The 25,629-nt window shown below is 61.7% G+C and carries 21 protein-coding genes and 1 tRNA gene; 12 read left to right on the top strand and 10 right to left on the bottom strand.

Annotated features, from left to right (window positions below; genetic code table 11):
- Positions 1–94: 94 nt before the first annotated feature.
- Both LCM24_RS10090 and LCM24_RS10085 read left to right on the top strand, forming a co-directional pair.
- Positions 95–1,705 carry a WS/DGAT/MGAT family O-acyltransferase gene (locus LCM24_RS10090; protein ID WP_224803989.1) on the top strand — a complete coding sequence of 537 codons (1,611 nt, stop codon included), beginning with the start codon at positions 95–97 and terminating at the stop codon, positions 1,703–1,705.
- Positions 1,702–2,490, top strand: coding sequence for an esterase/lipase family protein (locus LCM24_RS10085; RefSeq protein WP_224803987.1), 789 nt, complete (start codon positions 1,702–1,704; stop codon positions 2,488–2,490). The genes LCM24_RS10090 and LCM24_RS10085 overlap by 4 nt, the downstream gene beginning before the upstream one ends.
- Before the next feature lie 13 nt (positions 2,491–2,503).
- Here LCM24_RS10085 and LCM24_RS10080 read toward each other — a convergent pair whose 3' ends face one another.
- Positions 2,504–5,215: a hypothetical protein gene (locus LCM24_RS10080; RefSeq protein ID WP_224803985.1), complete on the bottom strand. Its 2,712-nt coding sequence runs from the start codon at positions 5,213–5,215 to the stop codon at positions 2,504–2,506.
- Between the two features lie 235 nt (positions 5,216–5,450).
- Here LCM24_RS10080 and infA point away from each other — a divergent pair, with 235 nt between their 5' ends.
- The 5 genes from infA to LCM24_RS10055 all read left to right on the top strand — a co-directional run bounded on the left by infA (position 5,451) and on the right by LCM24_RS10055 (position 7,569).
- Positions 5,451–5,696 (top strand): translation initiation factor IF-1, encoded by a 246-nt coding sequence (gene infA, locus LCM24_RS10075; RefSeq protein WP_007163491.1) that lies wholly within the window; start codon positions 5,451–5,453, stop codon positions 5,694–5,696.
- Positions 5,697–5,702: 6 nt separating this feature from the next.
- On the top strand, positions 5,703–6,278 hold the full coding sequence (locus LCM24_RS10070; protein WP_224803983.1) for a Maf family protein: 576 nt from the start codon (positions 5,703–5,705) through the stop codon (positions 6,276–6,278).
- The gene (locus LCM24_RS10065) at positions 6,271–7,221 is read left to right on the top strand and encodes a ribonuclease (RefSeq protein ID WP_224803981.1); all 951 of its coding nucleotides are present in this window, start codon (positions 6,271–6,273) and stop codon (positions 7,219–7,221) included. Before LCM24_RS10070 ends, LCM24_RS10065 begins: the two co-directional genes overlap by 8 nt.
- The gene (gene yacG / locus LCM24_RS10060) at positions 7,214–7,402 is read left to right on the top strand and encodes a DNA gyrase inhibitor YacG (RefSeq protein WP_090482216.1); all 189 of its coding nucleotides are present in this window, start codon (positions 7,214–7,216) and stop codon (positions 7,400–7,402) included. The genes LCM24_RS10065 and yacG overlap by 8 nt, the downstream gene beginning before the upstream one ends.
- Positions 7,403–7,494: 92 nt before the next feature.
- Positions 7,495–7,569: transfer RNA gene (locus LCM24_RS10055), tRNA-Phe, on the top strand.
- Positions 7,570–7,574: 5 nt separating this feature from the next.
- On the opposite strand, the gene LCM24_RS10050 is transcribed toward LCM24_RS10055, so the two are convergent.
- The gene (locus LCM24_RS10050) at positions 7,575–8,471 is read right to left on the bottom strand and encodes a hypothetical protein (protein WP_224803979.1); all 897 of its coding nucleotides are present in this window, start codon (positions 8,469–8,471) and stop codon (positions 7,575–7,577) included.
- A 181-nt stretch (positions 8,472–8,652) separates the two neighbouring features.
- Between LCM24_RS10050 and purC the strand changes: the two genes are divergently transcribed.
- Positions 8,653–9,459 (top strand): phosphoribosylaminoimidazolesuccinocarboxamide synthase, encoded by an 807-nt coding sequence (purC, locus tag LCM24_RS10045; RefSeq protein ID WP_224803977.1) that lies wholly within the window; start codon positions 8,653–8,655, stop codon positions 9,457–9,459.
- 4 nt (positions 9,460–9,463) lie between these two features.
- Here purC and LCM24_RS10040 read toward each other — a convergent pair whose 3' ends face one another.
- On the bottom strand, positions 9,464–10,345 hold the full coding sequence (locus LCM24_RS10040) for a diacylglycerol/lipid kinase family protein (protein ID WP_224803975.1): 882 nt from the start codon (positions 10,343–10,345) through the stop codon (positions 9,464–9,466).
- Positions 10,346–10,439: 94 nt separating this feature from the next.
- Entirely contained in the window at positions 10,440–12,674 is a 2,235-nt protein-coding gene (locus LCM24_RS10035; protein WP_224803972.1) for a TonB-dependent receptor, read from the bottom strand.
- Between the two features lie 389 nt (positions 12,675–13,063).
- Here LCM24_RS10035 and LCM24_RS10030 point away from each other — a divergent pair, with 389 nt between their 5' ends.
- From LCM24_RS10030 to purQ, 3 genes are all read left to right on the top strand, one after another.
- Positions 13,064–15,973: a M16 family metallopeptidase gene (locus LCM24_RS10030; RefSeq protein WP_224803970.1), complete on the top strand. Its 2,910-nt coding sequence runs from the start codon at positions 13,064–13,066 to the stop codon at positions 15,971–15,973.
- Positions 15,974–16,101: 128 nt separating this feature from the next.
- Positions 16,102–16,335 carry a phosphoribosylformylglycinamidine synthase subunit PurS gene (purS, locus tag LCM24_RS10025; protein ID WP_090482207.1) on the top strand — a complete coding sequence of 78 codons (234 nt, stop codon included), beginning with the start codon at positions 16,102–16,104 and terminating at the stop codon, positions 16,333–16,335.
- Positions 16,335–17,012: a phosphoribosylformylglycinamidine synthase subunit PurQ gene (purQ, locus tag LCM24_RS10020; RefSeq protein WP_224803968.1), complete on the top strand. Its 678-nt coding sequence runs from the start codon at positions 16,335–16,337 to the stop codon at positions 17,010–17,012. Before purS ends, purQ begins: the two co-directional genes overlap by 1 nt.
- On the opposite strand, the gene LCM24_RS10015 is transcribed toward purQ, so the two are convergent.
- The 3 genes from LCM24_RS10015 to LCM24_RS10005 form a co-directional block, all read right to left on the bottom strand.
- Positions 17,013–19,301 (bottom strand): EAL domain-containing protein, encoded by a 2,289-nt coding sequence (locus LCM24_RS10015; RefSeq protein ID WP_263618010.1) that lies wholly within the window; start codon positions 19,299–19,301, stop codon positions 17,013–17,015. It lies immediately after the preceding gene.
- Between the two features lie 140 nt (positions 19,302–19,441).
- Positions 19,442–21,265 (bottom strand): glutamine--fructose-6-phosphate transaminase (isomerizing), encoded by a 1,824-nt coding sequence (gene glmS, locus LCM24_RS10010; protein WP_224803964.1) that lies wholly within the window; start codon positions 21,263–21,265, stop codon positions 19,442–19,444.
- A 54-nt stretch (positions 21,266–21,319) separates the two neighbouring features.
- Positions 21,320–22,219 carry a DMT family transporter gene (locus LCM24_RS10005; protein ID WP_224803962.1) on the bottom strand — a complete coding sequence of 300 codons (900 nt, stop codon included), beginning with the start codon at positions 22,217–22,219 and terminating at the stop codon, positions 21,320–21,322.
- A 149-nt stretch (positions 22,220–22,368) separates the two neighbouring features.
- Here LCM24_RS10005 and LCM24_RS10000 point away from each other — a divergent pair, with 149 nt between their 5' ends.
- Positions 22,369–23,592 carry a glycosyltransferase family 2 protein gene (locus tag LCM24_RS10000; protein ID WP_224803960.1) on the top strand — a complete coding sequence of 408 codons (1,224 nt, stop codon included), beginning with the start codon at positions 22,369–22,371 and terminating at the stop codon, positions 23,590–23,592.
- 56 nt (positions 23,593–23,648) lie between these two features.
- Here the strand turns inward: LCM24_RS10000 and LCM24_RS09995 are convergent, their stop codons facing one another.
- From LCM24_RS09995 to LCM24_RS09985, 3 genes are read right to left on the bottom strand one after another with little or no spacing between them, the layout of a single operon-like run.
- Positions 23,649–24,035, bottom strand: coding sequence for a GtrA family protein (locus tag LCM24_RS09995; RefSeq protein WP_160594463.1), 387 nt, complete (start codon positions 24,033–24,035; stop codon positions 23,649–23,651).
- Positions 24,028–24,657 carry a class I SAM-dependent methyltransferase gene (locus LCM24_RS09990; RefSeq protein WP_224803957.1) on the bottom strand — a complete coding sequence of 210 codons (630 nt, stop codon included), beginning with the start codon at positions 24,655–24,657 and terminating at the stop codon, positions 24,028–24,030. The genes LCM24_RS09995 and LCM24_RS09990 overlap by 8 nt, the downstream gene beginning before the upstream one ends.
- Positions 24,658–24,659: 2 nt before the next feature.
- A complete protein-coding gene (locus LCM24_RS09985) occupies positions 24,660–25,619 on the bottom strand; it encodes a glycosyltransferase (RefSeq protein WP_224803955.1) in 960 nt (319 codons plus the stop codon).
- Positions 25,620–25,629: the final 10 nt, after the last annotated feature.

Below are 25,629 nucleotides of genomic sequence, written 5' to 3'. Positions count from 1 at the left end.
CTGCTAGCTTCCTTCTTTCGGACCGGCAAAAGCCGGCCGTGCAGGGGAGAGTTGCCGAGCGCTTTCATGTGCTGCGGTGGCCGGAAAGGAACATATGCAGCAACTGCAGGGCATGGACGCGAGTTTCGTCGCGCTCGAGACGCGCAATTCGCCGATGCATATCGGCTCCATCCTCATCTACGATCCCAGTACCGCGCCCGGCGGTTTCGTACGCTTCAAGGACATTCTCGGCTTCATCGAAAGCCGGCTGCAACTCTCCACGACCATGCGGCAGCGCCTCGTTCGCGTGCCCTTCGATCTCGACTATCCCTACTGGATAGAGGATCCCGATTTCGATCTCGAATACCATGTCCGGCACGTCGCCCTCCCTGCTCCGGGCGACTGGCGCCAGCTGTGCATCCAAGCGGCCCGCGTCTTCGCCCGCCCGCTCGACCTCAGCCGCCCGCCCTGGGAGATTACGGTCGTCGAAGGGCTCGATGGCGTCGAGGGCGTGAAGAAGGGCAGCTACGCCTACATCACCAAAGTCCACCACGCCGCAATCGACGGGATGAGCGGGATCGACCTGATGGAGGCGACGCACACGCTGCGCCCCGACCAGCCACCGCCAGAAACGCCGGACAATTGGAAGCCCGAGAAGGTGCCCAACCCGGTCGAATTGCTGGGCAAGAGCTATTTCAACGCCATCACCAATCCGCTCAAGCAATTGGAAGTTGCCGCCAAGGCTGCGCCCGGTCTCGCCAAGGCGCTGAAGGGACTGGCCGCAAAGGATTTCGATGTCTCGAGCGAGATGATCGCCCCCAAGACGCGGTTCAACAAGAAGATCTCCCCCCACCGCGTCGTCGAAGGGGTCAGCGTCCCGCTGGCGGAGATCAAGGCGATCCGTACCGCGGCCCAAGGCGCCAAGGTCAACGACGTCTTCCTCGCCATCATCGGCGGGGCGATGCGGCGTTACCTCGAAGAAAAGGGCGAACTGCCGAAGAAAACGCTCACCGCGATGGCGCCGATCTCGGTCCGTTCGAGCAGCGAAAAGGACACGATGGGCAACCAGGTAGCGGCCATGATCGCGCCGCTCGGCACCCATATCGCAGACCCGATCGAGCGCCTCGAGTGGGTCCACGACCGCACGAAGAATTCCAAGGCCATGACCGATGCGCTGGGCGCGCGGAACATGACGGAGATGAGCAAGGCGAGCCCGGCCTTGTTCATGGCCCTCGGCGCGCAGCTTTACAGCCGCCTCAGCCTTGCCAATCGCGGGGTCGGGCCGATCTTCACGACGGTCGTGACCAATGTGCCCGGACCGCCCATCCCGATCTATTCCGCCGGTGCGAAAATGCAGAGCATGATGGGGCTGCTTTGCCTTACCGATGGCCTCGGCCTCGGCCATGTCGTGCAGTCCTATACCGATGAAGCGACAATCGCTTTCACTGCCGACCGCGAAATGATGCCCGATCCGGAATTCTACGTGGAGTGCATCCGCGCTTCCTACGAAGAGCTGCGCGATGCCGCCAAGGGCGGTGCAAAGGCTGCTCCAGCGAAGAAGCCCTCGGCGAAGAAACCTGCACCAAAGAAGCCCGCCGCCAAGAAGCGGGCACCGGCCAAGAAGGCCGCAACGACAACGAAAAAGGCCCCCGCCAAGAAGGGCACCAAAAGGGTCGTCAGCCGTTCAAAGGCTGCCCCGAAAGGGAAAGGAACAACCAAATCGTGACACAAACAACCGCCGCACGGGTCGACGCGCGTCCTCCCAGTCGCATCCTGGCGCTGGCCGAACCTGGCCGCGCCATGGGAGAGCTGGCCAGCTTTTATGCCCTGCGCCCCTTCATGAGCCTGCTACCGCGCGGGGACGGGCATGGCGTATTGGTGCTGCCCGGCTTCATGGCGTCGGACTATTCCACCGGACCGCTGCGCCGCTTGTTGTGCGATCTGGGATATGACTGTGCCGGCTGGAACCTCGGGCGCAATATCAAGGTGGACCAGGCCCGCATCGAAGCGATGCTCGGCTGTGTCGACGAAGTCTACGAGCGGACCGGCCGCCCGATCAGCATCGTCGGGTGGAGCCTTGGCGGCGTGTTCGCGCGCGAACTGGCCAAGCTTGCACCGGAGAAGGTCCGCCAGGTCATCAGCCTCGGCAGCCCGATCTCCGACGATCGCAACCACACCAATGCCCGCCGCCTGTTCGAATACCTCAACGGCAAGGAGCCGGAGGTCATGAAAGGCGAAAATTTCCAGAAGCTTGCCGAAGCGCCGCCCGTTCCAACTACGTCGATCCTTACGCGCACTGACGGTGTCGTACACTGGCGCGGTTCGGTGCAGGAAGGCGACCGCGAGGATTGCGAGAACATCGAAGTTCTGGCCAGCCATTGCGGCCTCGGGGTCAATCCGGCCGCCGTCTACGCGATCGCCGACCGCCTCGCCCAGAAGGAAGGCGGGTGGAAGCCGTTCAACGCCCCCCTATGGGCACGGATCGTCTTCCCCCAGCGCTCGCTGCATTGAGGCCGGTAGCGGCCTAGAAGGCTTTGCGGATATCGATGCCGAAATAGCGCCCGACCGGATCGATCCGTTCGGGCGCGAACGCATCCGGCACTTCGCCGTTTTCGTCCAGCACCTCGCGCTGGGCGTCGAACACGTTGTCGACCACGAAAGCGAGCCGCAGGCCCTTCATCCAGCCCTCGTCCTTCTTGAAGATTTCGCCGAGGTTGGCGAACAAACGCATGTCGAACGTGGCCAGATCGCCGAAGAAGAGGTCGCTCGATCCCGGGGTATCTCCGCCCAGAAGTGTCGCCTCGCCCGTATAGCGGCCGGACAGGCGAAGGCCGTAGCCCTGCCAGAACAGGCCTGCCTCCAGGCGCGAAGTATGCTCGGAAATCGCGCCGCCCTGCAGGACATCGCCCGCAAGCTGGTCGAACAGGGGACCGCCCTCGGCCAGTAATACCTCGTTTTCGAGCGCGATATTGTGATTGAGGCTGAGGAAGTAACGCGGGCGGGTATCGTTCGAATTGCCACCGAACATTCGGCCGAAGCCACCTCCTCCGCGGCGCTCTCCGGATTGCTGGCCTTCACCGTCGGCCGAGGCCGAACACATGCGCGCGCGCATCGTCTTCACCTTCTCGGGATCGATCTCGCCGTTCTCTCCGCGCAGGCGGGCGAGCACCTGTTCCGGTAGGCCATCGAGCTGCGGCGGGTCGGCACAGATCGCCGTGCGCATGGCAGCGAACTCTTCGCTACGCCGTTCGGCATCCTCGCCGCAGAACCGCGCGCGGGCAGCCGCGACCTTTTCGGGATCGGGATTGCCGTTTTCGTCGAGCAGCCGTGAACGGAACATCTCCGGGACGCCGGACAGGTCAGGCATCTCGCCTTCGGGCGTCTTGCAGAAGGTCTCGCGCATGGCCTCCATCCTTGCCGGATCGAAACCGCCACCGCTTCGTCCGCTACGTCCGGCAGCGGCGGGGGGACCACCTCGACCGCGCTCGCCGCGTTCGGGCCGTTCGGGTGGCTTGCCGATCTGGCCACGCGCGTTGAGGCCGAAAGACACGATCCTGCTGCGCGTCTCGTAAAGCGTCAAAGGCCGACGATCGATCGCCAGCAAGTCACCCGTGAAATCGCGCGTGACGCGATCGGGAAACGCCTCTTCGAAAGCAGCGCTGAAGCCCGGCGTAGCCGTGACATCGCGCGAACGGTTGATGCCGTAATCGACCTGGAACCGGGCGTTTTCCCAGAACGGCAATTCCCAGTTACCGGTGAATTTCCAGTCGGCCTGCGTTTCTTCGGCAAGGTCGGGATTGCCGCCGGTTATCAGCGTCGCAAGCACGGTTTTGCCGCTCGCATAGTCGAACACGGGGACATTGAATTCATCGATGCGCGGGTCGCCGAGACTTGCGAGACCGGGTGCGACTTCTCTCCATATGCGCGTGGCACTGAATCCGAGCGTGTCCGTCGGCCTCCAATTGATGCCTGCACTCCAGTTTGCGAGGGTCCCGAAATCCGAAAGATCCTCGAACCCGGAGCTGAAATTGAGGCTCACGCCGCCAATGGCACCCCAGTGGCCACCCCGCTCCGAAATCGGGATGGAGAGATTCGTCCCGCCGTTGAACCTGCGCCGCGTAAGCTCGGTTTCGAGATCGGTCCTCGTGTCGTCGCTCGCGAGACGAACCCAGTCCAACCCGTAATCGACCGTCACGCTGACATCGCCTGCGGGCAGGCTGATCGGATAGCCGGTCAGGGTCAGAGCGTTGTCCAGCCGCCAAGTACGGTTGTTCGCAACGTCAAAACCGCTGCCGTCGAAACTGTCGATTTCGGTGCGGGAGTCGGTGAAGACCGAATTATTCGTAAGGACCGCGTTCCAGTCGCCAAGCGGCCGCGACACTGTGCCGCCGACCGAAACCGTATCGATATCGCTGCGTCGTTCGAGTGGCACGATGCCGTCGCTCGACAGGCCAGAGAGGCTGCGGCTTTCCGAATGGTTCACCGTTCCGTTCAAGCTGAGCGACAGGCCGGATTCCTGAAAAGCCCGCGCATAGTTGATCGTGCCCTCGGCGCTCATCGTGTCGGGCCGCAGGCTGCGAAATGCGGCTTCGCCGGGCGCACCGTTTGCGACAGTCAGACCCCGCTCTGCCTCGGTGAGCAGGCTGGAATCCTCGATGTCGACATTGATGTTGAAGCGCCCCTTCTCGCCGATCCGCAAAAAGGTGAGCTCCTGCTCGTTGCGCGTGAAGCCGCCGCTTTCGGGCCCCTCGTATTCGACTTCGGCGGTCACGCTGCGGAAGTCGGGTTTGAGAAGGATGTTCACGACCCGCTGGTCCGGTGAATAGCCGAACCGTTGGGCAGTCTCCTCCGGGAAAACCTCGACCTTGCGGATCGCTTCGGGCGGATAGCTGCGGAATTCGCGCCAGCTCGACACGCGGATGCCGTTGATGAGGAAGACGGGACGGCCGCCTCCACGTCCCCCGCGAGCGCCGCTACCGGTAGCAGGTTCGATGGCGGCGATTACGTCGGCGATCGAACTCGCGCCGAAAGAGGCGATGTCCGCCTCGTCGAACTCTGCGATCGGTTTCTCCTCGACGAAGAGCTGGCCCCGGATGCGGGTGCCCTCCACGACGATGGTATCGTTCGCGGCCGGAGGCACGCTTGCTTCGATCTCGTCGGGATCGGGCAGAGATTGCGGCTCCTGCTCGTCTGCTGCAGCGATGACAGGCAAGCCGGCCAGGACAAGCGCAAGCACACTCGCGGATTGGCGGGAACGTAAATTTATCAAAGACTAATCCTGTCTGGTCATTCCGCCCAAATCCCTTCCCGGGCATAGAGCGCTCGCAAGGTCGATCAAACAGCCACTGTGTATCGGTTTGTCGCGTGACTACGTCTTGAACGCTTAATGCCTAAAGCTTCCCTTTTATCCCGCCTGCCGCTATGGGCGCGCGACACAAACCGATGAACTGCATTTTTGACTAAGGATACGAATGGCCAAGGAAGAACTTCTCGAAATGCGCGGGCGCGTTGTGGAGCTGCTGCCCAATGCTATGTTCCGCGTCGAGCTCGAGAACGGCCATGAGGTGCTCGGCCACACGGCAGGCAAGATGCGCAAGAACCGCATTCGCGTGCTGGTGGGCGACGAGGTGCTGTGTGAACTGACGCCTTACGATCTAACCAAGGCGCGCATCACCTACCGCTTCATGCCCGGACGCGGCGGCCCCGGCCCGCAATAAGCCGTCGTGGGCAAGCCCACTCTCATACTAGCATCCGCCAGCCCGCGCCGCCGCGAACTGATCGCGCGGCTCGGCCTGACGCCCGATGCCATCGCCCCTGCCGATATCGACGAAACGCCCGCAAAGGGCGAGCTCCCGCGCGACTATGCCAAGCGCATGGCCCGCGAGAAGGCCGAAGCTGCCGCTTCGGACGAGGGCTTCGTGCTGGCCGGGGACACTGTGGTTGCAGCCGGTCGCCGGATCCTTCCCAAGGCGGAGGACGAGGCAACGGCGCGGGAATGCCTGGCGCTGTTGTCGGGCCGCCGCCACCGCGTCCTGTCGGCCATCGCCTTGCGCGCACCCGACGGCTCGCTGCGTGAACGGCTCAGCGAAACGATCGTGATGTTCAAGCGCCTCTCTGCGGAAGAGATCGACGCGTATATCGCCAGCGGCGAATGGGACGGCAAGGCCGGGGGCTATGCCATCCAGGGCTTTGCGGAAGGGCTCATCTCGCGCATCCAGGGCAGCCATTCGGGCGTAGTCGGACTGCCACTCTACGAGACACGGGCGCTGCTGAAAGCGGCGGGCTTCGCAATTGCCTGATTGGCTGGTCGAGGAAGGGATCGGCGAGACGCGTGCGATCCTGCTCGACGGCGATACGGTAATTGCAGCGAAATGCCGCTGGCATGGCGAACTTCATGCAGGCCAGAACGTCTCTGCCAAGCTTGCCACCAAACGCGGGACACGCGGCACCGGACTGCTCGAGGACGGGCGCGAAATCCTTCTCGACAAGGTGCCGCGCGATGCAAGCGAGGGATCGACGATAGCCTGCGTCATCACCCGCGCCGCGATGACCGAACGCGGACGTTACAAGCTGCCCGGAGCGCGTCCGGTCGAGGTGATGCAAAACCCAGCACCCGACGTATTCTCCAGTGCCAAGGTTGTTCACCGCTTCCCCGCTGGAAGCTGGGAAGAAATCTGGGAAGCGGCATCGAGCGGCCAGGTCGAGTTCGATGGCGGCTCTATATTGCTCTGTGTCACTCCGGCGATGACGCTCGTCGACATCGATGGCGATCTGCCTGCTCGCGAACTCGCCCTGAGAGCGGTTCCGGCGATCGCCGCCGCTTTGCGCCAATTCGATCTCGGCGGCTCCATCGGGATCGACTTCCCGACCCTGGAAGCCAAGTCTGACCGCAAGGCCGTCGACGCCGCCCTGGACGATGCGCTCGACGATTGGCCTCATGAAAGGACCGCCATGAACGGCTTCGGCTTCGTCCAGCTGGTCGCGCGGTTGGAGGGGCCTTCGTTACTGCACCGCTTTGCCACCTCCCGCACCGGCATGGCTGCCCGCATGGCAATCCGCCGGGCCGAGCGCGTCGAAGGGGCTGGAACAACGCTTCTGACCATCCATCCCGCCCTCAAGGCGAAGCTCAGGCCGGAATGGATTGCAGAGCTGGAGCGCCGGACAGGTCGCCCGGTGAGGATAGAGACCGACCCGGGCCTTGCCATCGAGAGCGCCGCTGCCCAAATCGTTGCCCATGACTAGCAAGAACCGTCCCTGCCCGATCTGCAAGAAGCCGCGCACGCAGGAACACGCGCCTTTCTGTTCCTCGCGCTGCCGAGACCGCGACCTGTCGAAATGGTTCGGCGATGGCTATGCCGTGCCCGGACGGCCCGCCTTGCCCGAAGAAATCGCCGCAGAAGTGGTCGGCGGCAAGGAAGAGTGAAATTCCCCCCTTGCCAAGGCGCGCCAGCTTCGCCATAGGCGCGCTCTCATTGCTCACGGGGCTGGTTTAAGCCTCTTTTGCCGAAGCAGTGTGCCCGGGTAGCTCAGTGGTAGAGCAGACGACTGAAAATCGTCGTGTCGGTGGTTCGACTCCGCCCCTGGGCACCACCTTCTCACTCAGACAGATGATCCTCCAACGTTTGGGCAAGCTTGCCCAATGCAGAGAGATCGCGCGGCCTTCGCAGTGTGTAGACCGGTGTGCGGGCAACGATCTGCGCTGCTACATGCGCTTGCTTGACCCAGCCATTAAGCGCTTCGAGCATCTCCGGGCGATAGACCGTTCCGGCCAGCACGGCTTGCATGGCCCGGTGGCCGTCCAGCCTCTCGATGTTGATCCGATCGCCCTCGGCCAGGACGAGTATCGCGGCAAGCGGCAGGGGGTCCGCCCCGCCATGATGATCCGGCGCGCTCAGATGGAACTTGTCGTCGCGGAAGTAGTCGCGCTGGATGATGCGCTCTTCCCAGTCGAAAGCCTCGATCCCATTGCGCCACAGCTTGATTCGCGCACTCGCAGGATGGACGCGTGCGCCTTCGGATTGCGCATCAATCCGGCTCAGGTCATCCGATACCAGCGCCCAGCCCCGGGCAAGCATTGCTGCCGCTGTCGTGCTCTTCCCCAAGCCTGCCTCGCCGCAGAACAGTATGGCTTGGCCGTCCTTTTCGACCACGCTCCCATGCCACATGGCTAACTCGCGCTGGTACCCCAGCGCGCCCCAAGCGCTGCCAAGGGTGAAGAGGCGCAATTCGAACTCTTGGGCATGGGCGTCAGGATAAATGCGGATCGTGTGTCCGCCCGTGATTTCCCAGACCCCGGTGCCGTCGATAGCGAATCGGATCGTGTCGCCATCGATGATTGTTCCGTCCGCCTCGCGGCACCCGGGCATGGCGGCGTCGGAGAGGATGATCCTCACGTCGCCACCCTCGCCCCCTGCAAAATCCTCCCATTCGGGCAGCGCCAGGTCGGACGCAACCGCGAGTCCGGAGTGGAAATAGTGTCGGTGCGTCGCCATGGGTTGCCTTGCTGCCCCTCACAGGACGAAGCCGCAAGCCTTCGGGCATCCAGCGCGGGGTATGATTGCGTCCCCCTTACATTCGCGGTAAAGGCGCAGGCTCGACGCCCCGGGGCAATCGGACCAACGCCGATCGCACTGCCGGGGCGGCAGTTTTTTGAGCGCGAAGGAAAATCCGCCCATGTCACGTCGCCGCCAGATTTACGAAGGCAAGGCCAAGATCCTTTACGAAGGTCCCGAACCCGGCACGATCATCCAGTACTTCAAGGATGACGCGACCGCCTTCAACGCGGAGAAGAAGGGCACGATCAACGGCAAGGGTGTGATCAACAATCGCATCAGCGAATATGTCTTCACGCGCCTGTCGCACATCGGCATTCCGACGCACTTCATTCGCCGCCTCAACATGCGCGAACAGCTGGTCCGCCAGGTCGAGATCATCCCTCTAGAGGTCGTCGTGCGCAATGTCGCTGCCGGTTCGCTGTCCAAGCGCCTCGGCATCGAGGAAGGCGAGGTGCTGCCGCACACGCTGATCGAATATTGCTACAAGGATGACGGCCTTGGCGACCCCAAGGTTTCCGAAGAGGAAATCGCCTGCTTCAACTGGTGCAGCCACGAAGAGATGCAGGACATGTCGAGCATGGCCATTCGCATCAACGATTTCCTGAGCGGCATGTTCAGCGCCATCGACATCCGCCTCGTCGACTTCAAACTGGAATTCGGCCGGATCTGGGACGGCGATTTCAGTCGCGTGATCCTGGCCGATGAAATCAGCCCCGACGGGTGCCGCCTGTGGGATATCAACACCGGCGAAAAGCTCGACAAGGACCGGTTCCGCCGCGATCTCGGCGGTGAAAGCGAAGCCTATCAGGAAGTCGCGCGTCGTCTCGGCCTGCTGCAGAACGAAGACAATGGTCCGGGCGAAGTGCTCGACATGAACGCCCATCGCGGGCGTCTTCGCACGCCTGCCAAGCCGACCAAGAAGTAAGCGCTCAGACCACGTAGCTCAGAGTCATGCCGCTCGGCCCGATTGCGTAGGCGCAGTCGGGCATGTGGTCGCCGTCGACCTGTACCGGCGTTACGCAGCGGTCGAATTCGATCCTGCGGCACGAACGGATCTCGGCAATGCCCAGCTTTGCCACCGGCAGGCGCAGCATCACCGCAAGGCTGAGCGCAATCGTGCCCATGCGGGTGGAGCGCTTGAGCGTAATCAGCTCGACCGAATCTGCTGCCAGCGCCGCTTCCGGGCTGACCTGAAACGGACCGGCATAAAGCGCCGCGTGGCTTACGATGGCGGCTTCCGCTTCGTACTCGAACGGCTCTCCACTCGCCAACGCTCCGCGAATGGTCATCGTATCGCGCGGCCAGTCCCGCATCTGCTGCGCCAGCGCAACGACGTAGGCATAACGCCCTATCCGCTTCTTCAGCTTGCCGTCGACGCGTGCCACGGCATGGCTGTCGGGGCCGATGGACAGGCACGAGACGATTGGCATCTCGCCCAAACGGTACAGGGGCGAATGCACCCAAGTATCCCGGCCCCGCTCCCATGCAGCACGCAAGTCGGCAGCGAAGGCCGCAGGCTTGCGCGCATAGCCCAGTTCCCGCGCGACAAGATTGATCGTGCCGGAGGGCGCGACGCACAGCGGCGTCTTCCCTGCCTTTTCCCCCAGCGCCTGAACTGTATCGCGCAGAGTGCCGTCACCGCCGTGTACGCACACCAGATCGGCCGAACCCGACAACTGCGCACCTTCAGCCGTGGTCGGCATCGGCGTCACGGCGAAGCCCTGCCCTTCCAGCGCGCTCACGAGGGAGTCGAGATGCGACTGGCTGAAACTGCCCGAAACGGGGTTATAGACAAGATCGAGCGCAGCCATCGGATCGCATTTAGGCATCTGCGCGATGCTGCGCCACGAAAAAGGGCCGGAAGGTCATCCCTCCCGGCCCCAATTCCATCGCTTATCGCGTCGCTCAGTAGTCGAAACGAACCGACAGGCCGATCACGCGCGGATCGTTCACGAACGCGGTGTTGTTGTTGAAGTCGATACCGCCCTTCACATTGTCCGCATCGGTGATGTTGCGGGCGAAGAGAGCGACTTCGAAGGTGCCGTCCTGCTTGGCGTAACCGACGCGCAGACCGCCTTCGATCTGGTTGTCGACGACATATTCCGCGCTGTCATAGAGGAAGAAGCTAGTTTCTCCCTGATACGTCCAGTCGGTGTAGGCGAAGAGTTCGCCCACATTGCCCAGCGGGATCGCATAGCGTGCAGTCAGGTCGGCAATCCATTCGGGCGCGTTGGGGAACGGGTTGCCGTCCACCAGCGCACGGTCGGTGCCCGACAGGTTCACGATCGGGTCGAGCACGGTGCACTGCGCACAGATGCCGACCGCCAGGTTCTCGTCGCGGATTTCGGTGTTGTTGTAGCTGGCACCGGCCGTCACGAGGAAGTTCGGGGTGATCTGGAACGCGCTGTCCAGCTCGAAGCCCCAGCCCCGGCCGTCGGCTGCATTGACCAGCTGCACCAGGTTTCCGGCACCGCCGACCGCAGAGAACTGCAGGTCTTCGATGTTGTAGAAGTACGCAGCGCCGTTCAGGCGGACCCGGCGATCGGCCAGTTCCGACTTGAAGCCGACTTCATAGCTCATGATCTTCTCGCTCGTGGCGATCGACGGCGGAGCGAAGAATGCCACGTCGCGGCCCTGGATCGTCGGAGCACGGAAACCGCTGGCGACGCGGGCATAGACGCTCGCATCGGCGGTGAGGTCCACGAACGCCGCCAGGTCCCAGCTCAGTCGCTCGTCGGACACTTCGCGGGCCTGCGGATCCGCCGCATCACGCACGAAGAACGCCTTGTCGTCTTCGGTGTAGCGCAGGCCGCCCGTCAGCTTGATCGTGTCCGTCAGCTGCGAGGTAACCTGGCCGAACACCGCCCAGCTTTCGTTGCTGTGGTTGACCGTAACAGAAGGCGGGAAGTCAAACCCGACCGTGGTCACGTCGAAGTCGCTGTCGAAGTAGAAACCGCCGACCTGCCAGTCGAAAGCGCCGCCGCCATTGCTGGCGAGACGGACTTCCTGCGTAAACTGGTCGAGTTCAATGGAGTCCTGCGTATCGGACGGGAACGGGATGAAGCCCGGGCCCATGACGGGCAGGAAGCTCGCGCCGAAACCGCCGTCGATGTCCCCGCGGCTGGAGCCTTCGCTGTCGGCCCAGCTGGTGATCGAGGTGAAGGTTGCGAAGTCGGCTTCGTAATCGACCTTACCGGTGATGATTTCGGCTTTGTACTGCGCCTGGTTACCGGCACCGGCATCGTAGAACACGGTGTCGCGGTCGTAATTCTCGTTGAGATCGTTGTCGCCGGGGCCGAGGATGTTGGCGCGGAACAGGGTCGAAGTGCCGTCGAGATCGCGGATCGAGTAACTGCCCAGGATCGACAGGCGATCGCTCGGCGTAAGCAGGATCTGCGCGCGGCCTGCGATGTCGGTGTAGGCGCCGTATGCGTCTTCTTCACCGGTGAAGCCATTATCGACCCAGTTGTCGCGCTGCTGCCACATGCCCGACAGGCGGACCGAAGCGAGACCCGGGGCGACCGGAATGGTCACGCCGCCATCAATGGCGACCGAGCCGAAGCTGCCGTAGCTGGCCGAGCCGGTCACGGCGAAATCGTCGCCCGGCTTCACGGTGTCGATCTTGACGATACCGGCGGGCGTATTGCGGCCGAACAGCGTGCCCTGCGGGCCGCGGAGCACTTCGACGCGCTCGACGTCGAAGATCGGGAAGCTCTTGAGCGTTACGTTTTCATGGACGACATCGTCCATGACGACCGAGACCGGCTGCGAAGCTGCAAGGTCGAAATCGGTGTTGCCGAGGCCGCGGATGTAGAAACGCGGCGCCGCACGACCGTTGGAGCTTTCAACGAACAGGCCCGGGACATGGGCCGACAGCGCGGTGATATCGGCACCGGCGTCGAAGATGCTGCGGGTCGCGTCGGCCGACAAGGTGGCGGCGGACACAGGCACCTGCTGCAGGTTTTCCTCGCGGCGATTGGCGGTCACGACGATCATGTCGAGCTGGCCGTTATCGGCCTCCTCGGCACCGGTTGCTTCGGTGTCCGAGCTGTCGACGTCCTGCGCCAGAGCGGGCTGCGCGAATGCGAGGGCCAGCGTGCTGGCAGAAAGAAGGCGGAGAGTAAGGGAGCGGTCAATCATGGGGATGATCCTTTTGGCCCAGCGCTTGCCGGCGCGGGTTGGTGGGATGGAAAAAGGGAATTGACCGCGCGCCATTAGCCCATGCGGGAGCGAATGGGAGTCGCAAAAGCGCAGATGCCTGCGGGTTTCAGCGCCATGTTGCAATGCGGTGACAGACGGTTCGCAGGCGAGAAAGCCTCTTGCGACGCGGTGCCATACCAGGACAATACAGCATCTCGTCGGACAATTACTATTGTAGTCCAGCAGTTCGTAGATGTTTTTCGGCCGTTTGTCGCGTTTCCACGAAATTCAATAGAATTCGCTGGAACGGGGACTTCTGATTTGAAGACGACCGGTTACAGTTGGCGTCGGGACTGCCGCTTGGTGCGGCGGAAAAACAGGGACGCACTATGAGAAATTCTTCCATTCGCAAGATTCTGGTCGCCACGCCGCTGATCGCGCTGACACTGGCTGGATGCACCACGTACTCCGACACCACGGCTCCTGTCGCTTCGACCACGGCAACCGCATCCAGCGTGGAATTGGGCCTTCCCGCGCGGACCGGGCTGACGGGCTGGAACTTCCCGGTGTATGATGTGCCGGCCGATCCGGCCGTGCGGTACGGCATTCTCGACAATGGAATGAAATACGCGATCCTGCGCAATGAAACGCCGCAGGACGAAGTCGTGCTGCGCATGAATTTCGATATTGGGTGGATCGACGAGAAGGAAGGCCAATTCAACGCTGCGCACTTCATCGAGCACATGGCGTTCAACGGTTCGACGAACATTCCCGAAGGCGAAATGGTCAAGCTCCTCGAGCGTGAAGGGCTGAAATTCGGCGCCGACACCAACGCGAGCACCTTTTTCGAGGACACCACCTACAAGCTGAGCCTGCCGCGCAACGACGCCGAACTGATCGGCACCGGTTTGATGCTGATGCGCGAAGTCGGCTCGGAACTGACCTTCGACCCCGAAGCGGTCAATCGCGAGCGCGGTATCCTGCAATCGGAGATCCAGACCCGCAACACCTTCAACCGGCGGCTCGCGATGGACTATCAGAAGTTCATCGCACCGGGCACGCCATTCGCGACCAACATCAGCCATCCGAGCGAAAGCGCAGTCACCGCGTCGATCACCGCCGAAGAACTTCGCGGCATCTACGAGCGTTTCTACAGGCCCGACAATGCGACGCTTATCGTGGTCGGCGATGTCGAACCTGACAGCATCGAGGCCATGGTGCGCGAACGCTTCTCAGATTGGGAGAAGCCAGCCGCCCCGCTGACCGAGACCGAGCGCGGCGCGATCGATTTCGATCGTCCCGCCCAGGCCGGTTACTTCGTCGACCCGGCAGTGAATTACATCGTCCAGATCGACCGTTTCGCGCCGTACGAGCGCAAGCTCAGCACCGTGGCGCAAGGCCGCAAGGCTCTGCAGCTGCAACTGGCAGCCATGGTGGTCAATCGTCGCCTTCAGACCCTGGCGCGTGACCCTGAAGGATCCATCCTGGGAGGCCGTCTGGCGACCTCCGACTACTTCGACAGAGCCACGCAATCGAACATCCAGCTGGTCGCCAAGGATGGCCAGTGGCGCGAGGCACTTGCGACTGCCGAACAGGAAATCCGCCGCGCGACCTTGCATGGCTTCACGCAGAGCGAACTCGACGAGGCACTGAACAATCTCGAGACCAGTCTTCGCAACGGCGCCGAGCGCCAGGGCACGCGCCCCAGCCAAGCTCTGGCAGACGGTATCCTCGCGACGGTCAGGGACGAGCGCATTTTCGCCTTGCCTGAAACGCGGCTCGCCGTGTTCGAAAGCGTGCGCGCCGACCTCACTCCGGAGAAAGTCCACGAAGCCTTCCGTGAAACCTTTACCGGCTCTGCTCCGCTGATCCACATTGCCAGCAAGCAGGACATCGAGGGTGGCGAGGATGCGATCCTCGCGGCCTACAATGCCTCCTCACAGGTTGCCGTCGCGGCTCCCGAAGAGACAGTCACGGCTGCTTTTGCCTATGACGATTTCGGCGCGCCTGGATCGGTAGTTGCCGACCGGATGGTGGAAGACCTCGGTTATCGGGAGCTGCGGTTCGACAACAACGTGATGCTCAACCTCAAGAAGACCGATTTCAAGGACAAGGAAATCCTCTTCCACGTCCGGATCGGGTCGGGTGAGCTTGCATTCGGCGAAGCAGAGCCTGCAGCCTCCACGATGCTGAACGCGATTTCCTCGACCGCGGCGCTTGAAGCGCATGACCTGGATGAATTGCAGCGCATCTTTGCCGGACGAAATGTGCGGACGGGCATGTTTGTCACCAACGACCATTTCCATGTTCCCGGTTCGACAAAGGCAGAGGATTTCCTGATGCAGATGCAGACCGCTGCGGCGTTCCTCACTGCTCCGGGTTATCGCCCGGAAGCCGAGGCGCAATGGAAAGCGCTGATCCCGCCCTATATCGCTCGTCTCGATGCTAACCCGCAGGCGGTAGCAGGCTCTGCAGTGCCGCGTATCGTCGCCAATGGCGACATGCGGTTCGGTGCGAAAAGCGAAAACGTCCTGCTCGGCACCACTCTCGAGGACCTGCGTGCTGCCGTTTCGCCTAACCTCACAAACTCGCCGATCGAGATCACCGTAGTCGGTGACATCGACGAACAAGCGATTATCGATGCCGTGGCGCAGACTTTCGGTGCCCTGCCCGAACGTCCGATGGAGCTGAACAACTTCGCCAGCGCGCGGTTGGTGGATTTTGCGCAGGATCGCAGCAAGCGCACGCTTTATCACTCAGGCGCGGCCGATCAGGGCATGGTACAGGTCTACTGGCCCACCACCGATGACGGAGATTTCCGGGAAGAAGTGGTCGGCACGCTGGCTGCCGAAGCGCTCCGCCTTCGCCTGCTCGAGACGCTGCGCGAAGAACTCGGGGCGACCTACACGCCCATTGCCGGGCTGGAGATGTCGGATACCTTCGACGACTTCGGATATCTGATCGCCGCAGCAATTGTCGCCCCGGAAAACCAAGACCTCGTCTTCGAAACGATCTCCCAGATTGCGGGAGAAATGCGCGCTACTCCTGTCGATGACGATCTTCTCGCCCGGGCTCGCAATCCGCAACTCGAGAAGCTGGCGAAAGACAAGCGCGAGAATGGCTATTGGCTCGGCTCGCTCGAAGCGGCGCAACTGGAAAGCGATCGCCTGGACCGGGTGCGCACATACGAATCGATCCTTCGTTCGGTCACACCGGCAGATATCCGCGCCTTTGCGCAGCGCTATCTCGATGCAGACCAAGCGCTTGAGATCGCCATCGTCCCCAAGCCGGCCGAATGACGACAGGCGGCGGCCAATTCCCGGCCCGATAATCTGCCCGAAACCCCGGTCGGCGACTTGCTTCGCTGGCCGGGGCACGGCATAGGCGCGCGCAAGATCTCCAATCCTTGCGATCAAAGGCACTGCCCATGAAAGTCCGCGTCCTTGTCAGCCTCAAGCCCGGTGTTCTCGACCCGCAAGGCCGTGCGGTTCACCACGCGCTCGAGGGGCTCGGCTTCTCCGGCGTCGAAAGCGCCCGGATCGGTCGTACCATCGACCTCGACGTAGCCGATGACACAAGCGACGAGGCGCTCACCGAAATGTGCGAAAAGCTTCTCGCCAACACGGTGATCGAAAACTACCGCATCGAGAAGCTCGACTGATGGCCTTCCGCGCAGCTGTCGTCACGTTTCCCGGATCAAATTGCGACCGCGACTTGGCGGTTGCCATCGAACAGGTGTCCGGCTCCGCACCGGTCCGTGTGTGGCACGGCGATGCGCAGCTTCCCGAGGGGCTGGACTTCATCGCCCTGCCGGGCGGCTTTTCCTACGGCGACTACCTGCGTTCCGGCGCAATGGCGGCAAACAGTCCCATCATGCGCGAAATCGTGCGTGCTGCCGAACGCGGTGTGCCCGTGCTTGGCGTTTGCAACGGGTTTCAGGTCCTCACCGAAGCGCGGCTCCTGCCCGGAGCGCTCATGCGCAATGCAGGCCAGACCTTCATCTGCCGCAATGTCGGCCTGAAGGTCGAAAACACGCAGTCGATCTTCACGTCCGGCTATGAGGCAGGACAGGAAATCAACATCCCCGTCGCCCATCACGACGGAAATTTCTTCGCCGACAACGAAACCCTCGACCGGATCGAAGGCGATGGCCGCGTGGCGTTTCGCTACATGGAAAATTGCAACGGGTCGCAGCGCGATATCGCTGGCGTGCTGAATGCTGCGGGCAATGTGCTCGGCATGATGCCCCACCCCGAACGCGCGGTAGATGCCGCCCACGGCGGGACCGACGGGCTGGCCTTGTTCGAATCGGCTATCCGCTCGCTCGCGAACGCCTGATCACGCGGACCGGGCTTCGTCCCGGGCGAAAATCTTGCGCACCTCGGCAACCGGCATCGGTCGGCCGAAGTGGTATCCCTGGATCTTGGTGCATCCCAGGCGACGGATCAGTTCCGCTTCCTCTTCGTTCTCCACGCCTTCTGCGGTGGTGGTCATTTCGAGACTGTCGGCCATGGCTACGACAGCGCGAATGATGGCGAGGCTCTCGGGGCTGTTCTGCGCCGCTCCCTGCACGAACATGCGATCGACCTTGATGGTCGTGAACTGCATCTTGCGGATGTAACCGAGCGAGGAATAGCCTGTCCCGAAGTCATCCAGCGCGACCGAGCAGCCCAGCGCCAGGCACTGTTCGAGCGCCTTTCTCACGACCCCCGCGTCACGCAGGAAGATGCTTTCGGTCACTTCCAGCTCGAGCCGTTCTGCAGACAGTCCGCTGTGTGACAGCGCCCTTACGACCGTTCCGACGAAATCGGGCTCGAGCAATTGTTCGGGCGAAACGTTCACGTTCACCTTCACATGCGATGGCCAGTGGTTTGCAGCCTCGCGGCAGGCCTCGTTGAGTACCCAGGTGCCGATCGGGACGATCAGCCGGGTGTCCTCGGCCAACGGAATGAATTTGGCGGGGCTTACAAACCCGTGCACCTTGCTGTTCCAGCGCAGCAACGCTTCGAAGCTGACCACATCCTCGCTCGTCGCATCGACGACGGGCTGGTAGTGGACCTCCATCTCCTCGTTTTCGAGCGCGCTGCGCAGCGGAAACTCGAGCTGCCGCTTCTCTTCGGCAATGGCGTGGAGTTCGGGCTGGTATTCGCAGTGGATACCGCCACCCTCATCCTTGGCCCGGTAGAGGGCGAGGTCGGCATTGCGGAGCAATTCCTCGACCGTCTTCCCGTCGCGCGGCCCAAGCGCCGAACCGACGCTGGCGCCGACGTAGAGCACATGGTTCTCGACGTGGTAGGGTGCAGAGAGCGCCGCGATCACTGTCTTGGCGAGCGTATCGATGCGGCGCCTGTCGGACGCATCGCGGACGACGATTGCGAATTCGTCCCCGCCAAGACGGCCGCAGGTTTCGCCTTCATCCATGAGCGGCGCGAGCCTGCCCGCCACCTCGGCCAGCATCTTGTCGCCGATCAGGTGGCCGAGCGAATCGTTCACTGCCTTGAAGCGGTCCAGGTCGATCATCAGGAATGCGCAGCGCGAACGCCACTTTTCCGCATACGACAAGGCGTCCCGCAGGGTCTCGTTGAGCATCAAGCGGTTCGGAAGCTGCGTCAGCGTGTCGTAACGCGCCAGATACGCGATCTTCTCGCTGCTCTCGTGCTTGACCGTGACGTCGGACCCGACCCCGCGGAAACCGCGCCAGACACCCTTTTCGTCCAGGACCGGAGTACCGGAGATTTCCCAGTATCGCCGCTCGCCATTGATGACGACGCTGACGGTCAGGTTGGAGAAGCTTTCGCGCTGTTTGATCTTCTCGGAGAAGTCGCGCAGGCTTGCGGGGAAATTCCCCGCTTCCCAATTGTCGCCCGAAATCAGCTTGAGGAAATACTGGCCCTCGACTGCCGCTGGCGTGCTGCCGAGCGCAAATGCGAGCCTGGGGCTGACATTGCGCAGTTTGCGGGCGGTATCGATGTGCCAGAGCCAGTCGGCTTCGCCTTCCTCGAATTCGCGCAGGAGCATGGAGACCACTTCGCTCTTTTCCTGCATGACCAGTTCGGACAGGCGCGCGCCCACCCGCATCCGGGCCATCTCGAAGGTGCCGAGCGTGCCGATCAACATGGTCAGCCCGATCATCGCCGCGAGCAGTCCGTCGCCGTTCATCAGGGCTACCAAAAGCGGTCCGACCGATGCTGCGAGGAGGAACGTTATCGTGCTGAGCGGCACGCTGTAGCGGCTCGTCACGGTCGACACGACGAGGAAGCACAGGATGATCCAGATCGTGATCAGCTCGCCAGCCGCCCCCAATGCGCCCAAGGCCACGATCCCCAAGGACCAGACTGCGCCCTTGTTCGCCGAGGACATGGCATGTGCGCGCACGTTCTCCGGGTCGAAGCGACCAGCCTCTGCGACCCTGAGCTTGCGATCGAGAATGAAAGAGTGAGCGATGCTAAGAGCAAGCGCGCACCCCCAGGCGATAAGGATGACCGCAGGAACCGCCGAGAATACGGCGTAGGCAACCAGAGCGAATGCGATCGCGTGGAACAGCGCGCGCACGAAAGCACGGCGCGCTACGAGCGAATATTGGTGGCCGTGAATGCGGGACCAGTCAGAGCCTTCCACGCTCGACATGCCAAGCACCTGACGCGCGGTCAGGTCCTCTGCGTTGATCGTTTGATTCTCTGTCGTCTGGCTCACACCCGCACGATTAACCTTGAAAGGTTAGCCGCGCGTAAACCTAAGCCGGAAAAGAATTTTCTCGTTTCGAGGTTCTATTCGACCGTCACGGACTTGGCGAGGTTGCGGGGCTGGTCGACGTCCGTGCCTTTGACGCAAGCTACGTGGTAGGCAAGCAATTGAACCGGAACGGCGTATACGAGGGGCGCGATCAGCGGATGCACCTTCGGCATTTCGATCGTAGCCATGCAGCCTTCACCCGCCTCTTCCAGCCCTTCGGCATCGGAGATGAGCACGATCTGGCCGCCGCGGGCGCGGACCTCTTCCATGTTCGAAACGGTTTTCTCGAACAGCGGTCCTGACGGGGCCAGGACGATGACCGGAACTTCGTCGTCGATCAGCGCGATCGGACCGTGCTTCATCTCTCCGCTGGCGTAGCCTTCTGCGTGGATGTAGCTGATTTCCTTGAGTTTCAGGGCGCCTTCGAGCGCCATCGGGAAATCTGGTCCGCGTCCGAGATAGAGGACATCGCGCGCCGGGGCGATCAAATGGGCCATCGACGCAATATCGTCGTCGTGGTCGAGCGCAGCGTTGAGGCACGCCGGCGCCTCGAGCAGATGCTCCACAACCTCCTGCTCTTCTTGGCGGTTCATGAAGCCTTTGGTCACAGCCATATGCGCGGCAAGCGCGGCCAGAACTGCCAATTGGCACGTGAACGCCTTTGTCGACGCAACGCCGATTTCCGGCCCCGCATGGGTGGGCAGCAAGAGATCGGCTTCCCGCGCCATGGAACTGGTCGGCACATTCACGACGGCGGCGATGGTCTGGCCCTGCTCCTTGCAATGGCGCAAGGCGGCCAGCGTGTCGGCTGTCTCGCCGCTCTGGGAAATGAACAACGACAGGCCGTTGTCTTCAAGAACGGGCTCGCGGTATCGAAATTCGCTCGCGACATCGATATCGACCGGCACGCGCGCAAATTGCTCGAACCAGTATTTTGCGACCATGCCGGCGTAATAGGACGTCCCGCACGCAACGATCGTGACGCGGCGGATCGATGAAATATCGAAATCGAACTGGGGAAGCGCCACCGAGTTGTCGGACTGGCGCAGGTACGAGCTGAGCGTCTGCGCGACCACGGTCGGCTGTTCGAAGATTTCTTTTTGCATGAAGTGGCGGTAATTGCCCTTCTCGACCGAAGCAGCGGACGCACCAGAGGTTTTCACCTCCCGCTCAACCTTGTTGCCGTCCTCGTCGTGGATCTCGGAACCGTCGCGCGTCACGACGACCCAATCGCCTTCTTCAAGATAGGTAATCTGCTGCGTCAACGGCGCCAGAGCGAGAGCATCCGACCCGATATAGGTTTCTCCGTCACCATAGCCCACCACCAGCGGCGAACCGCGACGCGCGCCGATCAGCATGTCGGGATGATCGCGGAATGCGATGGCAAGCGCGAACGCACCGCGCAGGCGCGGGAGGACATTTGCTACCGCTTCGCTCGGGGTTTCGCCGGTTTCGACCCGGCGCGAAACGAGGTGAGCAACCACCTCGCTGTCGGTATCGCTCTCAAGCGTGCGACCGTCCGCGATCAGTTCGGCCTTCAATTCCTTGAAATTCTCGATGATGCCATTGTGCACCAGTGCCACGTGATCGGTCGCATGCGGATGGGCGTTCTTGGCGGTGGGTGCGCCGTGCGTGGCCCAGCGCGTATGGGCGATGCCTACTTCGCCTGCCGCAGGATTCTCTGCCAAGACGCTGACGAGGTTGGACAATTTGCCCTCTGCGCGGCGACGGATGAGCGCTCCATCATGGATGGTGCAGACGCCGGCGCTGTCGTAACCGCGGTATTCCATGCGCTTCAGGCCGTCGACCAGTCGCTCCGCAACCGGTTCCTTGCCGACGATCCCGATAATTCCGCACATAAAGAAGCTCCAAGAGAAAGATGCGGTGGTGACTTAGTCGTTTTTGACGCATGATCAACGGCTGTTGGCGGAGGGGCCGCGCGGCGTGCTCCACCACAGGATCAATCCCGCGCCGATGATGACCGCCGCGCCCACCAACGTCATCAGGTCGGGCACATCGCCGAACCACCACCAGCCGAGGCTTGTAGCGACCAGCATCTGAACGTAGGTTGTCGGCGCAATGGTCGAAGCACCAGCGCGCTGAGTGCCCATATAAGCCAGCCAATGCGCGCTGCTGGCAGTCACGGCAACGACCGCGCAGCGGGCAATGACCGTCCAGTCAGGCATTGTGACCTCGAGTGCTTCGACACCGGAAAAGTGTCCCCCAAAGGCCGCCAGAAGCAGAACGGGCATAGCGCCGACCTGCATGAACACCTGCATCGACAGGGCGCTCCCCTGCCCGGCACTGGCGCGATTGGCGATGACCATGAGCGCGAAGAAGAAAGCGGACGCCAGAGGCAGCAGGGCAACAAGGCCGAGCGCCGTCAGATTAGGCCGCAGGACAAGCGCCACCCCTATAAGCGCAACGGCCGAAGCCATCCAGACTGCGGGGCGGACCTTTTCGCCCAGCAAGGGCCCGGATAGTACCGCGACAATCACGGGCGATACGAATGCCAGCGCCATGGCTGTCGCCAGCGGCATCACGAAAATCGCCGAGAAGAACATCAGCGAGGCTGCCGCGAGGCACACGCCCCGGGCGAACTGGAGCTTCGGATTGGCCGGCCTGAATGCCTTCGGCCCCTCGGTCATGGCCAGCAAGGCAGAAAGCCCCGTCGCCCCGATCGCGAACCGCACACTCGCCACCGCCAGCGGCGACCATTGCCCGGCCATCGTCTTGATCACCGCATCCCCGACGCTGAGCAGCGCGAAACCGCACAGGGCGAGCAGGATGCCGCTACGTTCGGAATGGTGCATGGGAGGAATTGCCTTGGGAAGTTCGCTCGGAAGAGGATCGCTAAACCGCGAAGCTCGCCATTGCCAGACAGCGGCATCTTTACCAAGCGTTTACCAAACTTCTTCAAGGAAAGCGGGAATGCGTTTATAGGGTGCTTGGGGGGGCGGAGATGTCAGAAGCCATACAATCGCAAGAATTCTCGGTCGGTCCGGATCAGGAACGTCCGGACGTCACGATTGTCATGCCATGCCTTAACGAGTTGGATTCCCTCCCTCATTGTATCGGCAATGCACTCGAGGCGTTGGCTCGAATGAGTTCGGAGCTCGGCCTATCGGGCGAGATCGTTATCGCCGACAATGGTTCGACTGACGGCAGCCAGGCGCTCGCGACCGAGCTCGGTGCTCGGGTCGTTCCGGTTGAGGAGAAAGGGTACGGCGCAGCCCTTATCGGCGGCTGTCGCGGCGCATGGGGCCGCTACATCGTCATGGGCGATTGCGATGGAAGTTATAATTTCACCGAAGGCGTGGCGATGGTCGCCAAGCTTCAGGACGGCCACGACGTATGCATGGGCAATCGGTTCCGGGGCGGAATTTCAGCTGGCGCCATGCCCTGGAAGAACCGTCATATCGGCAATCCCGCACTCACCGGCATCCTGAACCTGTTTTTCCGCACGGGCATGGGCGATGCGCATTGCGGGCTTAGGGCACTGACGAAAGACGCTTTCAATCGGCTCAGGCTGACGGGCAGCGGGATGGAATTCGCAAGCGAGATGGTCATCAAGGCCTCCCTGCTAAAGCTGGACATGGTCGAAGTTCCGGCAACGCTCAGCCCCGACCTGCGCGACCGCGAACCCCACCTGCGGCCCTGGCGCGACGGCTGGCGCCACCTGCGTTACCTCTTCATGCTCAGCCCGACCTGGGTGTTTGGACTGCCAGGTGCAGCGGCGCTGGTCGCAGCTCTTGCGATCTTCTTCTATTCCACAATGACGTATGTCGGAGCGCTATCCGGGCCCAATGTATTCGGTGTCAGCTGGAACATCGTTGCAGGTTTCATGGCAACTTGCGGGCACTTGGGATTGATCATGGCGCTTGCTGCGCACTTCCACGGTGTCAGGAACGGCTACCGCATCCTGCGGCCGGTTATCCGAAACCATTCGCGGTGGTTCACCTTGGAGCGGATGCTGCTCTCCGGCCTGGTTATGCTCGCCGGCAGCGCAATCGGATTGGCCGCAGTCGCCTACCAATGGATCGATGCAAGCTTTGGTGCACTGGAAAATCCTTTGCCACTCGTCATCTTTGCAACGCTCGGAGGCATAGGCGTCCAAACCATCATCGGCGGCTTTCTACTATCGATTATCGCCGGCAATGAATCGCAGTTTGCTTCGGTGGATTGAATATCGCGCAATAACCCACCCCATAAATTTCGTCGGATCCTATCGGGGAGTTGGTTTCAACGATGCAGGAAGATCGCCCATCTCGCGGAAGCGAAATTCCAGACGAAAAGCAATGCCGTACACACAAGAGTAGCCAGGGGCACACCTAACCCCAAGACCGATACGAAAAGCACCATAAGGACGAGATTGATCGGGAACCCTGCGAGCAGACCTGTCGCAAACCGCACAAATCTGATGGGCTGAACTTCGCGTGCGAAAGTGTAAATGCTGTGCAGGAAGTACCCCAAGGGCGCGAGCACGGCGAAACTGAGGACGAGCGAGGCGACATAATGGGCGCCGAGCCGATCCATCCCGAACATAATGCCGTTGTGAACCGCAGCGCATACGACACCGACAACGAGATAGCGCCGTGGATGTCTGGTCAAAGACTCGATGTCAGCCATTGATGAGGAAAGCGTAGTTGTTGCTCCATGGAGCGATAGTAGTTCGATCTGCTATCGCAGAAGCTCCGAAATGGTGAGCAAGCAGCTTCTCCGCCTCGGTAGCTGTGAGGAACGAGACGTCGTCACCCGTCAGGTATCGATCGCTTGCCAGACACATCAAATGGATGGGGGTGCGTGCCCTGCCCCAATCCTTGAATATCATAAGCCCGTCCTTCGACAGGCACTGTCGGGCAGAGGATAGTATTTCGGGTCGGAGATTAGTGGGGACGTGGTGAAGAACATCGGACAAAATGACAAAGTCATACGAACCGGGCTGCGATGCTGCGACCTCCTGAACGGTCTTCTGCTCGAAGGTAACCTTTCCAGTCGGACCAGCATATAAGCGACCGACATTATCGGTGATATCAATACCGGTGATCGACGCGTTCGGGAATGCTTGCGCGAGCCGTTCTGTCACCGCCCCCTCCCCGGCTCCGATCTCCAGGATCCGTTGCGGGTTTTTCACCCAACGCTCGATCTGGCCAATGTAGTCGTCGAGGTCGATGTAGATCGACCGGTACAATGCCGCGATCTGGGGTTCATATTTGCCGAACAAGCGGCGGACAGTTGGTCCAATCGCCATTGTTACAGGCTCCCACTCATTTTTGCCCTGACACGCGGCAGAGATCGTTCGAGAATTCGCGAGTAGTGGACGTAGTCGACCAGCTTACTCGGACCCAGTTTCATCGCAGCCCACACAGCATTTGGCAGCTTGCTGATATCGCCGTGCGCAGCAGAAGCGAGTGCGACATTAACGTGGATCGAAGCTTCCGCCATGGACCTCACCCGCGCTGCGCTTTCTGCGGGTAGCTCATGTAAGTATCGGTCGATCACGGCCAGATGCTGACTCTCGAATTCTTTGTCGTCCACGCTTCCGATGCTCGTCGCGGATTGATCGTGAATGCGAAAGCCGCCCGTCACCTGTTCATGGTATCGAACGCCTCCGTGACAAGCCAACTTGACCCAAAGATCCCAGTCCCCGGTATACCAAAGGTCCCGGTCAATTCCGCCAACTTCGAGCCATGCGTCTCGCCTGACAATAGGACTGACCACCGCGACGAAGTTCTGGACAAGAAGTTTCTCCAGCAATCCATCCTTGGCGATCGCCAGTCCGTCCTCGTCAAACGGACAATTCCAGACGCCTAACGTTTTTCCGGAACGATCAACGATCGCACTGGGCGCGAGGTGAAGTACTGCATCTGGATCCTGGGTGATCCATGACCGCACGGCCTCGGTCCGGCCATCAAGCCATAAGTCGTCCTGACAAAGCCACGAGACGTGCCGTGCCTGGGCGTGACGTACACCCAAGTTTGTTTTGGCGGTACAACCGCTTGCATCTCCGGCATCGATGAAACGTAAATTCAGCCTGTCGGCGTAATTCTCGACAATATTGCGCGTTGCGTCGTCGGAGCTCGTGTCGATAACAAGGATCTCAATTCCGGGATCGGCTTGAGAAGCGATAGACGCCAGTGCTTGACCGACCCATTCTTCGCCGTGATGGACCGGGAGGATCACCGACAACCAAGGTTTATCCGCAGTTTGCATACTGTGCGCA

The organism is Qipengyuania aquimaris, assembly GCF_020171965.1.
Lineage (GTDB): Bacteria > Pseudomonadota > Alphaproteobacteria > Sphingomonadales > Sphingomonadaceae > Qipengyuania > Qipengyuania aquimaris_A.
This window is presented reverse-complemented; position numbering and strand designations above follow the sequence as displayed.

Excerpts from the sequence above, each read along its gene's own strand:
- purQ (WP_224803968.1), top strand. The coding sequence starts at position 16,335 with ATGGCCTTCCGCGCAGCTGTCGTCACGTTTCCCGGATCAAATTGCGAC.
- LCM24_RS09990 (WP_224803957.1), bottom strand. The coding sequence starts at position 24,657 with ATGGCGATTGGACCAACTGTCCGCCGCTTGTTCGGCAAATATGAACCC.
- LCM24_RS10000 (WP_224803960.1), top strand. The coding sequence starts at position 22,369 with ATGTCAGAAGCCATACAATCGCAAGAATTCTCGGTCGGTCCGGATCAG.
- LCM24_RS10015 (WP_263618010.1), bottom strand. The coding sequence starts at position 19,301 with ATGTCGAGCGTGGAAGGCTCTGACTGGTCCCGCATTCACGGCCACCAA.
- LCM24_RS09995 (WP_160594463.1), bottom strand. The coding sequence starts at position 24,035 with ATGGCTGACATCGAGTCTTTGACCAGACATCCACGGCGCTATCTCGTT.
- glmS (WP_224803964.1), bottom strand. The coding sequence starts at position 21,265 with ATGTGCGGAATTATCGGGATCGTCGGCAAGGAACCGGTTGCGGAGCGA.
- purS (WP_090482207.1), top strand. The coding sequence starts at position 16,102 with ATGAAAGTCCGCGTCCTTGTCAGCCTCAAGCCCGGTGTTCTCGACCCG.
- LCM24_RS10035 (WP_224803972.1), bottom strand. The coding sequence starts at position 12,674 with ATGATTGACCGCTCCCTTACTCTCCGCCTTCTTTCTGCCAGCACGCTG.
- LCM24_RS09985 (WP_224803955.1), bottom strand. The coding sequence starts at position 25,619 with ATGCAAACTGCGGATAAACCTTGGTTGTCGGTGATCCTCCCGGTCCAT.
- LCM24_RS10040 (WP_224803975.1), bottom strand. The coding sequence starts at position 10,345 with ATGGCTGCGCTCGATCTTGTCTATAACCCCGTTTCGGGCAGTTTCAGC.
- yacG (WP_090482216.1), top strand. The coding sequence starts at position 7,214 with ATGACTAGCAAGAACCGTCCCTGCCCGATCTGCAAGAAGCCGCGCACG.
- LCM24_RS10030 (WP_224803970.1), top strand. The coding sequence starts at position 13,064 with ATGAGAAATTCTTCCATTCGCAAGATTCTGGTCGCCACGCCGCTGATC.
- infA (WP_007163491.1), top strand. The coding sequence starts at position 5,451 with ATGGCCAAGGAAGAACTTCTCGAAATGCGCGGGCGCGTTGTGGAGCTG.
- LCM24_RS10050 (WP_224803979.1), bottom strand. The coding sequence starts at position 8,471 with ATGGCGACGCACCGACACTATTTCCACTCCGGACTCGCGGTTGCGTCC.
- LCM24_RS10090 (WP_224803989.1), top strand. The coding sequence starts at position 95 with ATGCAGCAACTGCAGGGCATGGACGCGAGTTTCGTCGCGCTCGAGACG.
- purC (WP_224803977.1), top strand. The coding sequence starts at position 8,653 with ATGTCACGTCGCCGCCAGATTTACGAAGGCAAGGCCAAGATCCTTTAC.
- LCM24_RS10005 (WP_224803962.1), bottom strand. The coding sequence starts at position 22,219 with ATGCACCATTCCGAACGTAGCGGCATCCTGCTCGCCCTGTGCGGTTTC.